We start from the raw sequence: 13,684 nt of genomic DNA, 5'->3' as shown, positions 1-13,684 counted from the left end.
CACAATAAGCGATTAATGTTACACAACCGTTTTCTTACTCGGCTTACAGCTCAGATCAAACATTATTCACTAAACAAGCTTTTTTCGAACGCTTGCGCAGCATGTGAAGACGGTCTGTCTTTATAATGCAGTTGATAAAGAGGCCGAGAAAGTTGCTCGTTATTTTTTTGGCTCAGGCGTGTTAATTTGCCTAACTGCACTAAATCTTCAGTGACTACATTTGGCAATAAAGCGACCCCCATACCTTGAGCGACGGCCCTTGCTATGGCTTCGTTGCTGCCTAATTGCATACTTTGCTCTGCTTGTACGTCATGTTGTGCTAATAGCTTTACCGACATTTCTAAAGTGCCCGAGCCCGGCTCGCGCAGTAGCCAAAACTGTTTGTTTAACCAGGCTTTTAAGTTTTTAGCGGGCTTAAAGTTACTGGGTATAACGACACTCATTAAATCGTTTTGCCAGTGCTTACTTATTATATGCGGCTCGGTAGGTGTGCCTTCAACCAGTGCTAAATCGATAGTGCATTCAAGTAGGGCGTGCTCAATTTGCGCTGTATTAGCCACTTGTACTTCTACTTTTATATCAGGGTACTGCGCGCAAAATTTAGCTAAGTAGGGCGGTAGCCAATAGCTGGCAATGGTTGTACTAGTGCCTATAACGAGCGTGCCACGCTTAAGCCCTGTGCGTGATTTAATATCTTCTATGGCGGCTTTTTCAATGGCAAAAATGCTACGTGCATGATCATACAAGGCTTGGCCGCCCTCGCTTAAGGTAAGTTTTTTGCCTTTAGATGCACGCTCTATAAGTTGAATATTTAATTGGTGCTCAAGCTCTTTTAGTGCTTTAGATACAGCCGGTTGGCTTATAAAAAGCGCTTCAGCTGCGCCTGAAAAACTACCAAGCTTTGCTACCGTATAAAACACCCGAAGTGCATGCAAGTTCATTGTGCCTCTCAAATTACATAACTTTAAGTTATCGAATCATGATTTTAATGTATTGGAGTTATATTTTGCGCTTTCTTAAAATGAAGTCAACAGTTTAACGTTGTTCAATTGAGGGAATATTATGCTTAGCGCTATTAAAAATGGGTTTCAGCCTTTGGGTATTAATACTAAGCAATATGGCGATACGCGCTGGTGGTTAGGTATGCTGCTGGTGGTGGTTTTGGCGGGGGCATCTGTTGCATTAAGTAAGTTACCCATAATGCAAAGTGCGCAATTTAGCTCTTTAACTATTGGTATAGTGCTTGGCATTATTGTGGGTAACAGTGTGTTTTCGCGTATTGCTACGCAAACCGATATAGGTGTTGATTACGCTAAAAGTATATTGCTTAAAGCGGGGGTTGTGTTGTTTGGGTTTAGAATTACCTTTGCGCAAGTAGCGGGCGTAGGCTGGGAAGGCTTATTAACCGATGTTGTAATGCTGTTAGGCACATTTATTTTGGCAGTGCAGCTAGGTAAGCGCGTATTTAAGCTTGATGAACAAACAACCATATTAATTGGCGCGGGTAGTTCTATTTGTGGTGCCGCTGCGGTTATGGCAACTGAGCCGGTTATAAAAGCGCAGGCGCATAAAGTATCGGTAGCGGTGGCAACGGTTGTGGTGTTTGGCACGTTAAGCATGTTTGCCTACCCAATTATGTTTGATTACATGGGCCTGAGTGAACACGCTTACGGTATTTTTGTAGGCTCAACCATTCATGAAGTAGCGCAAGTGGTTGCAGCGGGTACAGCTGTAAGCGCCAATGCTGCAGATACCGCCGTTATAGAAAAAATGCTAAGGGTGATGATGCTTGCGCCATTTTTAGTGGGCTTATCGTTTTGGCAAAGTAAAAAGCATGCAAATATAAACGCGCCTGGCGGCGAGCAAAAAGCGGGTATTACAATCCCTTGGTTTGCTGTGTTATTTATTGTGGCAAGTGGTGTGCATTCACTCTCTATTATTCCTCAAGTGGCTACAAGCGCAGTTGTTTGGTTTGATAATATATTACTCACCATTGCGATGGTGGCTTTAGGTTTACGCACACATGTTGGCGCTATTCGCCAAGCGGGTATAAAACCGCTGTTATTAGCAGGCTGTTTATTTTTGTTTTTAACCTTGGGTGGTTACGCTATTAATGTGGGTATTGCTGAGTTGTTTTAAACGTTACTTGGTAAAAGTTGATTGGCGGCTTAAATTGGCCAATCAACTTCGTTTAAGGTATCCAGCTGCGTGCTGGTATTTTCATTGCCTTGCCATTTATTAATGTAAACAGCGTGCGGGTCAAACTGTAACGTTTGTTTTTCAATATTAAAGTGCCTACCACCACGCGGATCTACGCCTACACCTGCTATATATTGCCAATTACCCCAATTAGCGGCTACATCGTAATCAATCAGTTGCTGTTCAAAATAAGCTGCGCCGTATCGCCAATCAAGGCCAAGCTCGTTTACTAAGCAGCTTGCTGCAATTTGCCTTGCTCTATTTGATATATAACCCGTAGCATTAAGCTCATTCATAATGGCATTGACTAATGGGTAGGGTGTTGAGCCATTACACCACGTAGCAAAGCGGTTTGGCATAAATGTAGTAAGGGGTTTTGTTTGCTTTTGGCCTTTAAAGCTAAACAGGCTTTTACCTGCCTTAAGTGCATGCCATTTAAAATACTCTCGCCATAGCAATTCAAATTTAATCCAGTAAGTAGACTCGTTTGTTATTTGACTATGTTCGTACGCCTCAACTGCTTTATAAACTTGCCGCGCACTTACACAACCTAAAGCAAGCCAGGTACTAAATTTTGTGGTGTTATTAAAGCCATCAAGCTCGTTTCGAGTTATTTTATAAGTACTTGGTAGTAAACCTGAAAAGTATTGCTTTAAATGTGTTTGCGCACTTTTAAACCCGCCATGCATTACGCCATTATTTGCTATACGCTCTAAAGGTTTTTTAGCGCACAAGGTTATTGGCTGAGGGAGCAAACCGTTTGGTAATGTTGAAAGTGAAATGGGGCTAGTGGCGGCCTCTACCTTTTTACGAAACGGGGTAAAGTGTTTAGGTAATTCGCTTAAATCAAACGGTAGGTCACTTTGTTTAAAGAGCGTGTCTTGCTGCGACCCTGCAAATTTAGTATTAGGGAAATGTGCTTTGAGTAAGTTTATTTGGCGTTGCTCGTACAGGCCAAATTGCTCGCCGTATACAACTTCATCAATATTTTGCTCATTAATACGCGCTTTCAAAAGCGATACAGGTTCGCCTTCAAGTACATGCAGTGTTTGCCCGCGCTCAATAAGTGCTTGTTGGAGTTCATACAAGCTTTGCATTAAAAACTGCTGTTTATGCACGCCATACGGCTTTTGTTGATAGTTATTATTTTTAAACCAGTGCGGGTTTATAACAAATACAATATCGAGCGCGCATTGCTCAGTAGCAAGTTCGCTTAAAATAGGGTTGTCGTCTATTCGTAAATCGTTTTGTAGCCAATATAAAATGCGTTTGCTCATAGGTTTACTCAGGTTTTTGTAATCATTAACTTTACGAAGCAAAAGCGGGTAGGGATTAGTTTTGAGGTGTTTAAGAGGGTTTTAAAAAGAGGCGGCAAATAATACCGCCTCCTTGAATGTTAAATAGCCGATTTTTGTTTTTCTATCCAATCGTTTATTACGTCTTCTAATACTTCCATAGGCAGCGAGCCTTGGCCGATTACGGTGTCGTGAAAGCTGCGAATATCAAACTTAGCACCTAGCTCTTTTTCGGCTTTTGCACGCAGTTCGCGTATTTTTAGCTCGCCCATTTTGTACGAAAGCGCTTGGCCAGGCCATGAAATATAACGATCTATTTGATCCTCCACCGCGCTTTGTGGCAATGCAGTGTGATCTGCCAAGTAGTCAATAGCCTTTTGGCGGCTCCAGCCAAATGCATGAATACCGGTATCAACAACAAGTCTTACTGCGCGCCACATTTCGTAACCTAAACGACCAAAGTCGCTGTATGGGTTTTGATAAAAGCCGGCTTCTTTACCTAAGCGCTCTGTGTATAGTGCCCAACCTTCGCCAAATGCAGAGTGGCTAAGTGTGCGTCTAAATTCGGGTACATTTAACTCCATAGCAATAGCGTTTTGTAAATGATGCCCTGGTATTGCTTCGTGTAGGCTTAGTGCTTCTAAATTATACAAAGGCTGTAGCTTAGGTGTTGAGGCTAAAAAGTAAGTACCCGGTGAGCGATTATCAGCCGGTGGCATATAAAACGCGCCACGACTCGCTGAGCCTTTTATTGTAAAGGTGTTACGCGGTAAATGATTAAAGTAGGTTGGTAATTTGCCATACATTTTTTGCGTAATAAAGGCTGTTTTTTCAAGCAGGTCTTGTGCGTCTGTTGCGTAAAATTGCTCATCGGTTGCTAAAAATTCTAAAAAATCGCTGTATGTGCCATCAAAACCTACTTCATCAATAATGTTTTGCATTTGCGTTTTTATACGCGCGACTTCTTTTAAGCCTAGTTCGTGTATTTGCTTTGGCGTGGCGTCTGTTGTGGTGTAGTAATTAACTGCATATTTGTAATACTCAAGCCCGCCTTTAACGCTTGAAATACCCGGCTGCGCTCTACAGTTAGGCATGTAATCGTTTTCAAAAAAGTCGTAAAAGTGCTGATAAGCAGGGACTACTTTTGAGCTAATTAAGGCTTTTGCTTTGTTTTGGTATGTGGCCTTTTGCTCTGCTGTAAACGTATTTGGTATACGTGTAAAGGGCTCGTAAAGGGCACTTTTTTCAGGTTGCTTAACAATATGCGCGCTAATGCTTTGGCTGTAATTTTCAAAGGTTTTGCAGTAATGAGTAAAGCCTGTTTTTATACCTTCTTTCATTAAATCAATATTTTGCTGATTAAATCGAGGGTAGTCGGCAAGGCTGATTAAAAATGCGTTGTAATCGTCGGGTGTTAAAAATGCCATGTTAGCCGGTGCTTCGGCAAAATAAGTATGCCAGCCACTTAAAAAGTTAACTTGAAAATACTTATCTTGAAAAAGGTAGCTTTGCTGCTCTGTTTCTCGCTCATATTTAAATAAACGATAGTTCATTAGCTGCTCGCTATTGAGCGTTTTAGGGTCAATACTAGCTAAGTTTTTTAACACACTGTTGTTGTAAGCTTGGCGCTTCGCAATGGCTTGCTCGGTCCAATGTGGCAATGTACCACTGGGTTTCCAGCCGTCTGGATCGGTACGAAAGAATATTTTTTCGGCTTTTGCATTTTGCCAATGGTTATCAATAATCGTTTTTAAATCAGTGTTACTGTCGGCTAGGCTTGGTAGTGGTGCAACAGCTAAACAAATAGCTAAAATACTTTTTTTAAACATAGTCATCCGTTATTGGCGAGTTAATTGTTATTTGTCGCGCTTTTTTGTTTTTAATTTGTACTTAATATAGTACCAAGTTAACTTTATTAATGCGCTTAATTTTATAACCTGTATTAATTGGCTTTACTTTTTGATTGAACAAATTTCACCGCTGAAGTGAGTGGGGCACTAGTTTATTGTTTTACCAGCGTTTAGAATGATTAAAACTAATTACAATAAATGACCGTCATGTTTAATAAAGTAATAACGCTGATTGATGAAGCTAATAACCAAGACCCGAATACTGAGCAGCACAATGGAGAAAGTTTTCCAAAAGAGTATTTATACTCACAGCGTATGAGCGACATGCTAACTCGCTTTAAGCCTGATGCCGATGAACTCATGCAAATTGCAGTGCGTGCGCAACATATTCAGCGTTGGAAGTCGCCACGTAGCGACTTTGAAATGAACAAACAGGGTTATCATCAATGGCGTAGTGCTCTTTATATATTTCATGCAAGTAGTGTTGTAGCGCTTATGCAGCAAGCAGGGTACAGCGAGGCTGAGCAAAACAGAGTGTACGATGCAGTCGCTAAAAAAAATATTAAACGTAACCCAGATAGCCAATTAGTAGAAGATGTAGCAAGCCTGGTATTTATTGAGCATTACATGCTTGGGTTTGCCAATGCAAAACCAGATTACAATGAAGAGAAATGGATAGGGATTATTCGCCGTACATGGCAAAAAATGTCAGATGACGCGCATGAGTTTGTACTTGCAGGTAATATTACATTGCCAGCGCCGCTTGTTGGGCTTATTCATAAAGCGCTTGAGTAAAAGAACATAAATAAAAAGGAATTTTAAATGTATTGTCCTCGTAGTAATACGCCACTTGAACCTTTACTTGTTGGCGGCATTACTGTTTTTACGTCAGCGCAAGGCGGCGTATTTTTTGATAACAGCCAAATTTTTAAGTTTAGCTCTCCAGAGTTAAAGCATGGTCAGGTATTACTTAAGTATTTGAGTAATTACATTGAAGGTGAGGGCGATGTATCATCGCGAGTAAATTGCCCAAAGTGCGCAAGCATAGTGATGATGCGCCGGTATTTTTCACCGCTCAAAGTAGTTGAGATAGACGAGTGCCCGGGTTGTGCAGGAATATGGCTTGATAGTGGTGAGCTGGCAAAAATACACGAAAACCACTTAACACCCCGAGAGCGAAAGCTGTTAGCACATGAAATGGCAACCAATCATGGCTTTATAACTATTAAGCCACCAAAATCAAAGTATTACCCTAAAGCGCCTAAAAACGTTCAAGGCTCCACAGTTGAACGGCTGGTGCAATTGGCATTACTTAATTTTGAGTAATAAAGTAGTCTTGAATGCTACATTAATTTTAAGCATGCAGGTGCTGCTAATAAAAGCATTACTTGCAAGAACAAATTTTAAAACCAAGGAAGGCTGAGTATGAAGGATTATAAGCGTAAAGTAGCACTGCAATTTTACTGTGTGCTACTGGCGTGTTTTTTGACAACAAGTTGCACTACGGTATTTGATAAGGCACATGGTTATCGTGGGCCTATTGTTGTGACGATTGAAACAGAAGATGGCTCAGTGCCAGAATTGCCTTTTTTGATAAAGTCGGCCTATTCAGAGTCGTGTGGTCATAGTAGCTGTGGTATTGATTTTGGTTATAAGTATTTTAAAGCTGCCTATGCTAATGAGCCAATTACCTTCCCACGGGAGCGTTTGGATTTATTACAGCCCAACGCCTATGCATCGATTGAGTTTACGGTTACCCATCCTAATTATCACCAAGGCGGATTTCCGCGAGGTTTTGGGCCCACCGATGCTGATGACCCTATTCATATTACGTTTACCGTTAAGCCGTTTGCTGAACAAATGAATAAAGTAGCTGGCTGGGCGACTGGCCCTAAACAAGACATGCAAAACTTTACACCTGATAGCAGGGAATATAAAAAAGCAGACATTCGGTATCGCCAAGCGCGCTTTAATTTAGGAAAGACGATTAAAAGGCACATTACGGTGATCAAAACTATGTACTTACCTCATTTTTCAAAACGTATGCAACAACGGGTTATTGAAAAATATCAACCGATTTTTAGAGCCTGGTATTACGGCGTACCTGAAACGGATTGTTGGAACAAAATGACTTGCCAAGAACATATTTTAAAGCCAAGGGAAGCTGAATATGAAGGATTATAAGCGTACTTATCTGCAATAATACTTAATCATTTTGCGGAGCTAAATATGTCGCTCCCTGCGTTAAAAATTCTCATTTTGAACCACTAAATAGCGAATTTTTTGCCTAGCTAGCAACATGTTTTTCAAATCTCAAAATAGATCACTTAATTAAGCTAATTGGTATAAAGCATAAAAAACGGCGTACTAAATAGTACGCCGTTTTTTTTGTAATAAATTAACGCTTATGCAGTTTATTTATTACGGTTTTCTTTTGCAAACGCACGTATTTTACGTTTTTGCGAAAGCGTTACTTTATTAGTACGCCCTGCAAATGGGTTATCACCTTCTCTAAATTCAATTTTGATTGGGGTGCCCATAATTTTAAGTGCTTTACGGTAGTAGTTCATCAGGTAGCGTTTGTAGCTATCTGGTAAATCGTGAACTTGGTTACCATGAATTACAATACGTGGCGGGTTATAACCACCGGCATGCGCATATTTAAGCTTAACACGACGACCACGAACAAGTGGCGGCTGGTGATCGGCCTGTGCCATATCCATAATACGGCGAAGCATTGCGGTGCTAATACGCTTAGTTGCTGACTCGTACGCTTCATCAACCGATTCAAATAAATGACCAACACCTGTACCGTGAAGTGCAGATATAAAGTGTAAGCGTGCAAAGTCAATAAAGCCTAAACGGCGATCAAGCTCTGTTTTAATACGATCTTTAACGTAGTCGTCAAGCCCATCCCATTTATTAACGGCAATAACCAGCGAACGACCTGAGTTAAGCGCAAAACCTAATAAGCTTAAGTCTTGATCAGAAATACCATCGCGCGCATCCACAACAAGTAAAACCACGTTACAATCTTCGATTGCTTGTAATGTTTTAATTACTGAGAACTTTTCAACTACGTCACTTACTTTTTTACGCTTACGAACACCGGCTGTGTCAATTAACACATACTCTTTGTCGTTACGCGTCATTGGAATATAAATAGAATCGCGCGTTGTACCTGGCATATCATATACAATTACACGATCTTCACCCAATATACGGTTTGTAAGTGTTGACTTACCAACGTTAGGGCGACCAATAATAGCAAGCTTTACAGGTTTGTCTGCAAACGCTTGATGATCGGTATCATCACCTTCGCCTTCTTCGTAAAGATCGATTAATTCTTCGTCATCACCTGTTACTTCTTCATCTTGAGCAGCTAGTTCAGCAATAAGCGGCTGAAGTGTTTGTTCAAGTAATAGGGTAATACCACGGCCATGTGCAGCTGCAATGTGATGTATTTCACCTAATGATAATTGGTAAAATTCAGCACAGTTTGAATCTGCATCAATGCCATCGGTTTTATTGGCAACAACAAAGCACTTTTTCTCTTGTTTACGCAAGTGATTAGCAATGGCTTGGTCAGCTACGGTCATACCTACACGAGCATCTACTAAAAACAGAACAATGTCGGCTTCTTCAATGGCTAGCAGAGATTGATCTGCCATTTCGATTTCGATGCCTTCTTCTGAGCCATCAATACCGCCCGTGTCTACCACGATAAATTCATAGCCATCGTAACTAGCTTGGCCATATTTTCTATCTCGTGTTAAACCTGGAAAATCGGCTACGAGTGCATCACGAGTACGTGTTAAACGGTTAAATAATGTGGACTTGCCCACATTGGGTCGCCCAACTAGAGCGATCACGGGAAGCATAAACTACCTCTTTAAAAAACAACAAAAGGCTTCGCAGTGCGAAGCCTTACAAAAAACAATTAACTATTAGCAGGTTATACTAATAGCAGTCAGTTAGTTTGGTATTTTTACCATACTAACTTCACCATCACGGGTGTATAAAATTAGCTTATCGTCGGCAACAACTGGCTCAACAAAAAAGCCTGAGCTGTCAAAGTCTTCTCGAGATACTAGCTCGCCAGTTTCTTTATTTAGCCAATGTAGGTTACCTTCTTGGTCGCCTAAAGCTAAGTGGCTACCTGCAACTGCAGGGCCTGTTAGGTACCAACCACGTAGAGCGGGTTGGCTCCAACGTTCAATACCTGAATTTTTATCTAATGCGTAAATAACACCATCGCTATCTACTAAATAAATTGTTTGTGCATCCATCGCAATTTCGCGGTAGCTGCTGTACTCACGTTTCCAAACTACGTTGCCAGAGCGAATATCTACAGCAGCTAAGTTGCCGTTGTAAGCTATAGCGTAAGCGTATGGACCGCTAATAAGCGGTTGAGTGTCTACGTCAACTAGGCGTTCAAATTCTGATGCGCCTTTAGCAACCGCAATTTCTGCGCTCCATGCTGAGTAACCACTGTCTGAAATTAAAACGCTTAGCTTGCCTGTTTCAAGGCCTACTAATACACCACCATTAGCAACAGTTGGCGAGCTTTGTCCGCGTAATGTTAGTGGTGGAACTTCTTGTTCAAAACTCCAACGCTCTTCGCCCGTATCTGGGTGAAGGGCTAACAATTTACCAGAGCCTAAATTTACAAATATTAAGCCATCGCCTGCTGTCGGTTTAGACAGTGATTCGCCTGGTACATTCTTACGCCAAACTTCTTCACCGGTTTCGCGATCAAGAGCAATAATAAAGCCGTGTTCAGAACCTATATAAATTTTACCATAGGCTTGCAAAATACCACCTGATAATTTTGCATTACCGTTGTCAGCCCATGGCCAAAACGATAAATCTTGGCGTACATCGGTTTCCCACTTGGTATCGCCGTTAGTAAGCGAAAGCGCTTCTACTTGGCCTTCGCGGCTAGCAACATATACAGTATCTTTGTAAACAGCTGGTGTTAAACGAGAAAAGTAATGCTCTACGCCATCACCGACAGATTCTTGCCAAACAACGTCAGTTTCAAATTGGTTTACAATTTCAGGAAGTACTAGTTCATCTTCATCATCACTTGATGAACAACCCATCAGTGTTGCCATACATAGGGCAAGGGCTGCTGTTGTAAATTTTTTCATGCCTAAAACCTTATGCCGCTGGGCTAGTTACTGCTAGGTCATCTAACTTAATTTGTAATAGTGGGTTACTTGTTAATCCACCCGCATCTATTGCTGCTTGGTATGCAGTACGTGCTTGATCTTTGTTACCTTGCTGTGTGTAAATGTCGCCTTTAAGCTCGGCAACGTTTGCATTGAATGCTTCAGGTAATGGTGCATTTAATGTAGTTAATGCATCGTCATAGTTAGTTTGTGCAATTTGAATTCGCGCTAAACGTGTAATCGCAATTGCTTTTAATTCTGTATTTTCAGTATTAGACACTATCCAGCTTAGCTTTTCGCTTGCTACGTCTAATTTTTTTGCTTCTACAGCGTCTTTTGCAGCAACAAATGCAGCAAGTGTTGCGTAGTTTGTATCTTTATTTTCGCTAATAAACGCATCAGCTGAAGATAATACATCGTCGCTTTCAACAAGCGCTGTATATGAATCTGATGCTTTTTCAGCGGTAGTAATTTGGTTTTGGTTATATGCTTTCCAGCCATATAAGCCACCAAGGCCAACAAGTATGCCTAGTGCAAGTGAAATGCCGTTTTCACGGAAAAAGCGTTTAATGGCTTCTGCTTGTTGTTCTTCTGTTGAATAAATATCCATTCTTACCTCTAATGTTCGCTTAGCCGTTAATAAGCTCAGCTAATAGCGCTTTAGCTTGTTCTAATTCTAATGTGACTTGTTCTTTACGCTCGCGTAAATACTTGATGGTCACAACGCCTTTTTCTAATTCATCTTCACCAATAATCACTGCAACAAGTGCATCGCTTTTATCAGCACGTTTTAATTGTTTTTTAAAGTTGCCGCCGCCCGCATGCACCATAACGCGTAAACCTGGTACGTCTTTACGTAGTTGCGCTGCAATTGCAGGAGCTTGAATGCTTGCTTTGTCGCCCATTGCTGCTAAATATACATCAGCATTACGACGAATGTCACCTACACACTCAAGCGCTTGTAGTAATAACACTAAGCGCTCTAGACCCATTGCAAAACCAACTGCTGGGGTTGCTTTGCCGCCAAGCTGTTCAACTAAGCCGTCGTAACGACCGCCAGCACATACAGTGCCTTGTGCGCCTAAGCTGTCGGTTACCCATTCAAATACGGTGCGGTTGTAGTAGTCTAAACCACGTACTAACTTTTCATTAACCGTATATGAGACGCCAGCAGCGTCTAAACGTTCACATAAATTTTCAAAATGTTCTTTTGATTCAGCGTCTAAGTTTTCAGACAATTTAGGCGCATCAGTTAAAATTGCTTGTACGTCTGGGTTTTTGCTATCAAGTACGCGTAATGGGTTTGAATACATACGACGTTTTGAGTCTTCATCAAGCACGTCAATATGTTGCTCAAGGTAGGCTACTAACGCATCACGGTAATCTGCACGCGCTTCGTTAGAGCCTAAAGAATTTAGCTCTAAACGAACGTGGTCAGTAATACCAAAGGCTTCCCATAGTTGCGCTGTTAATAAAATAACTTCTGCGTCTATGTCGGCTGTGGCAATACCAAATGTTTCTAAACCAAATTGGTGAAACTGACGGTAACGACCTTTTTGCGGACGTTCGTGACGAAACATTGGACCCATGTACCAAAGGCGTTGTTCTTGGTTATATAGTAAGCCATTTTGGTTGCCAGCACGTACGCATACTGCGGTGCCTTCTGGGCGAAGTGTTAATAAGTCGCCATTGCGATCGGCAAAGGTGTACATTTCTTTTTCTACTATATCGGTAACTTCACCAATAGAGCGTTTGAATAAGTCGGTTGATTCTACAATAGGAAAACGAATTTCTTGATAACCGAACGATGCTACTGTCTCGCGTAAAATGCTTTCTACTTTCTGCCAAACTTGTGTATCGCCCGGCAGACAATCGTTCATACCGCGAACTGCCTGAATTTGTTTTGCCACTGATAAATCCTAAATGCTGTTTATGTGTAATAAAAAATGCTTACACAACAAGAATGCTAAAAATTGACCCGCTATTATAGCGTTCTGGTCATAAAGGTAAACGCCAAACACCGCTGTTTGGCGCTTTATACGGTATTTATTCGACTATTTTAATATCGATAGGTGTTTGCTGCTCTTTTTGAGCAATAAAGTCGCGCACGTAGCCTTCGAGTTGGTCAACAATATTGTTGTTGTCAATACGTGCTTTTTGGCGCTCACCATTAATGTATAAACCTGAGCGACGGTTTGCACCGGCAAGGCCTATATCACTAACGAGTGCTTCACCTGGGCCGTTTACAACACAGCCAATTACCGAAACCGATACAGGCTCAATAATATCTTCAAGGCGCTCTTCTAGCTGGTTCATGGTGCTTACTACATCAAATTCTTGACGAGAACAGCTAGGGCATGCAATAAAGTTAATACCGCGCGAACGTATGCGCAGCGATTTTAAAATATCAAAACCTACTTTAATTTCTTGAACAGGGTCAGCTGCAAGCGACACTCGCAGTGTATCGCCAATACCTTCAGCAAGTAGCATACCTAAACCTACGGCTGATTTAACCGAGCCAGATCGCATGCCGCCCGCTTCGGTAATACCTAAATGCAGTGGTTGGTCTATTTCTTTAGCGAGTAAGCGATAGGCGCCTACCGCTAAAAATACGTCTGATGCTTTTACCGATATTTTAAATTGGTCAAAATCAAGGCGGCGTAATATATCTACATGGCGCATTGCTGATTCTAATAAGGCTTCAGGTGTAGGCTCGCCATATTTTTCTTGTAAGTCGCGCTCAAGTGAGCCACCATTTACACCAATACGAATAGGAATGTTATGCTCGCGAGCAGAATCGACCACAGCTCTTATACGCTCTTCGCTACCTATATTACCTGGGTTTATGCGCAGACAATCTACGCCGTACTTTGCCACTTTTAAGGCTATACGGTAATCAAAGTGAATATCGGCTACTAGCGGAATAGTCACTTGTTCTTTAATACTTTTAAACGCTTCAGCTGCGTCCATAGTCGGTACTGATACACGCACTATGTCGGCACCTGCATCTTGTATTGCCTGAATTTGTGCAACGGTTGCATCAACATCCATGGTGTCGGTATTGGTCATTGATTGCACAGCAATAGGGGCGCCGTCACCAATAGGGACGTTACCTACATTGATACGGGTGGATTTTCTGCGTTTAATTGGGGATTCTGAAAACATA

12 protein-coding genes are annotated in these 13,684 nt (G+C 41.5%); 4 read left to right on the top strand and 8 right to left on the bottom strand.

The window, feature by feature from the left end; genetic code table 11:
* Positions 1-62: 62 nt before the first annotated feature.
* On the bottom strand, positions 63-941 hold the full coding sequence (locus H5126_RS16770; protein WP_182720705.1) for a LysR family transcriptional regulator: 879 nt from the start codon (positions 939-941) through the stop codon (positions 63-65).
* Positions 942-1,062: 121 nt separating this feature from the next.
* On the opposite strand from H5126_RS16770, the gene H5126_RS16765 reads away from it, so the two are divergent.
* Complete coding sequence (locus tag H5126_RS16765; RefSeq protein ID WP_182720706.1) at positions 1,063-2,139, top strand: YeiH family protein; 1,077 nt, start codon at positions 1,063-1,065, stop codon at positions 2,137-2,139.
* Positions 2,140-2,168: 29 nt separating this feature from the next.
* Here the strand turns inward: H5126_RS16765 and H5126_RS16760 are convergent, their stop codons facing one another.
* Positions 2,169-3,476 (bottom strand): DASH family cryptochrome, encoded by a 1,308-nt coding sequence (locus tag H5126_RS16760; protein ID WP_182720707.1) that lies wholly within the window; start codon positions 3,474-3,476, stop codon positions 2,169-2,171.
* 119 nt (positions 3,477-3,595) lie between these two features.
* Positions 3,596-5,323 (bottom strand): DUF885 family protein, encoded by a 1,728-nt coding sequence (locus H5126_RS16755; protein WP_182720708.1) that lies wholly within the window; start codon positions 5,321-5,323, stop codon positions 3,596-3,598.
* 228 nt (positions 5,324-5,551) lie between these two features.
* On the opposite strand from H5126_RS16755, the gene H5126_RS16750 reads away from it, so the two are divergent.
* The 3 genes from H5126_RS16750 (at position 5,552) to H5126_RS16740 (ending at position 7,528) form a co-directional block, all read left to right on the top strand.
* A complete protein-coding gene (locus H5126_RS16750) occupies positions 5,552-6,139 on the top strand; it encodes a DUF4202 domain-containing protein (RefSeq protein ID WP_182720709.1) in 588 nt (195 codons plus the stop codon).
* A gap of 27 nt (positions 6,140-6,166) precedes the next feature.
* Positions 6,167-6,670: a zf-TFIIB domain-containing protein gene (locus H5126_RS16745; protein ID WP_182720710.1), complete on the top strand. Its 504-nt coding sequence runs from the start codon at positions 6,167-6,169 to the stop codon at positions 6,668-6,670.
* Positions 6,671-6,769: 99 nt separating this feature from the next.
* Positions 6,770-7,528, top strand: a complete 759-nt coding sequence (locus tag H5126_RS16740; protein ID WP_182720711.1) for a hypothetical protein — start codon at positions 6,770-6,772, stop codon at positions 7,526-7,528.
* A 230-nt stretch (positions 7,529-7,758) separates the two neighbouring features.
* Here the strand turns inward: H5126_RS16740 and der are convergent, their stop codons facing one another.
* The 5 genes from der to ispG form a co-directional block, all read right to left on the bottom strand.
* Entirely contained in the window at positions 7,759-9,225 is a 1,467-nt protein-coding gene (gene der / locus H5126_RS16735) for a ribosome biogenesis GTPase Der (RefSeq protein WP_024597862.1), read from the bottom strand.
* Positions 9,226-9,318: 93 nt separating this feature from the next.
* Complete coding sequence (gene bamB, locus H5126_RS16730; protein WP_002961301.1) at positions 9,319-10,497, bottom strand: outer membrane protein assembly factor BamB; 1,179 nt, start codon at positions 10,495-10,497, stop codon at positions 9,319-9,321.
* 10 nt (positions 10,498-10,507) lie between these two features.
* The gene (locus H5126_RS16725) at positions 10,508-11,128 is read right to left on the bottom strand and encodes a tetratricopeptide repeat protein (RefSeq protein WP_002961300.1); all 621 of its coding nucleotides are present in this window, start codon (positions 11,126-11,128) and stop codon (positions 10,508-10,510) included.
* A gap of 19 nt (positions 11,129-11,147) precedes the next feature.
* Positions 11,148-12,428, bottom strand: a complete 1,281-nt coding sequence (hisS, locus tag H5126_RS16720) for a histidine--tRNA ligase (RefSeq protein WP_008168943.1) — start codon at positions 12,426-12,428, stop codon at positions 11,148-11,150.
* 136 nt (positions 12,429-12,564) lie between these two features.
* Entirely contained in the window at positions 12,565-13,683 is a 1,119-nt protein-coding gene (gene ispG / locus H5126_RS16715; RefSeq protein WP_002961295.1) for a flavodoxin-dependent (E)-4-hydroxy-3-methylbut-2-enyl-diphosphate synthase, read from the bottom strand.
* Between the last annotated feature and the right edge of the window lies 1 nt (position 13,684).

Origin of the sequence: Pseudoalteromonas sp. SG45-3 (genome assembly GCF_014164075.1) — a bacterium.
GTDB classification, from domain to species: Bacteria; Pseudomonadota; Gammaproteobacteria; order Enterobacterales; family Alteromonadaceae; genus Pseudoalteromonas; species Pseudoalteromonas distincta.
This window is presented reverse-complemented; position numbering and strand designations above follow the sequence as displayed.

Coding starts and splice junctions, on each gene's coding strand:
- H5126_RS16765 (WP_182720706.1), top strand. CDS start 1,063: ATGCTTAGCGCTATTAAAAATGGGTTTCAGCCTTTGGGTATTAATACT.
- H5126_RS16755 (WP_182720708.1), bottom strand. CDS start 5,323: ATGTTTAAAAAAAGTATTTTAGCTATTTGTTTAGCTGTTGCACCACTA.
- ispG (WP_002961295.1), bottom strand. CDS start 13,683: ATGTTTTCAGAATCCCCAATTAAACGCAGAAAATCCACCCGTATCAAT.
- H5126_RS16745 (WP_182720710.1), top strand. CDS start 6,167: ATGTATTGTCCTCGTAGTAATACGCCACTTGAACCTTTACTTGTTGGC.
- H5126_RS16725 (WP_002961300.1), bottom strand. CDS start 11,128: ATGGATATTTATTCAACAGAAGAACAACAAGCAGAAGCCATTAAACGC.
- bamB (WP_002961301.1), bottom strand. CDS start 10,497: ATGAAAAAATTTACAACAGCAGCCCTTGCCCTATGTATGGCAACACTG.
- H5126_RS16760 (WP_182720707.1), bottom strand. CDS start 3,476: ATGAGCAAACGCATTTTATATTGGCTACAAAACGATTTACGAATAGAC.
- der (WP_024597862.1), bottom strand. CDS start 9,225: ATGCTTCCCGTGATCGCTCTAGTTGGGCGACCCAATGTGGGCAAGTCC.
- H5126_RS16770 (WP_182720705.1), bottom strand. CDS start 941: ATGAACTTGCATGCACTTCGGGTGTTTTATACGGTAGCAAAGCTTGGT.
- H5126_RS16750 (WP_182720709.1), top strand. CDS start 5,552: ATGTTTAATAAAGTAATAACGCTGATTGATGAAGCTAATAACCAAGAC.
- H5126_RS16740 (WP_182720711.1), top strand. CDS start 6,770: ATGAAGGATTATAAGCGTAAAGTAGCACTGCAATTTTACTGTGTGCTA.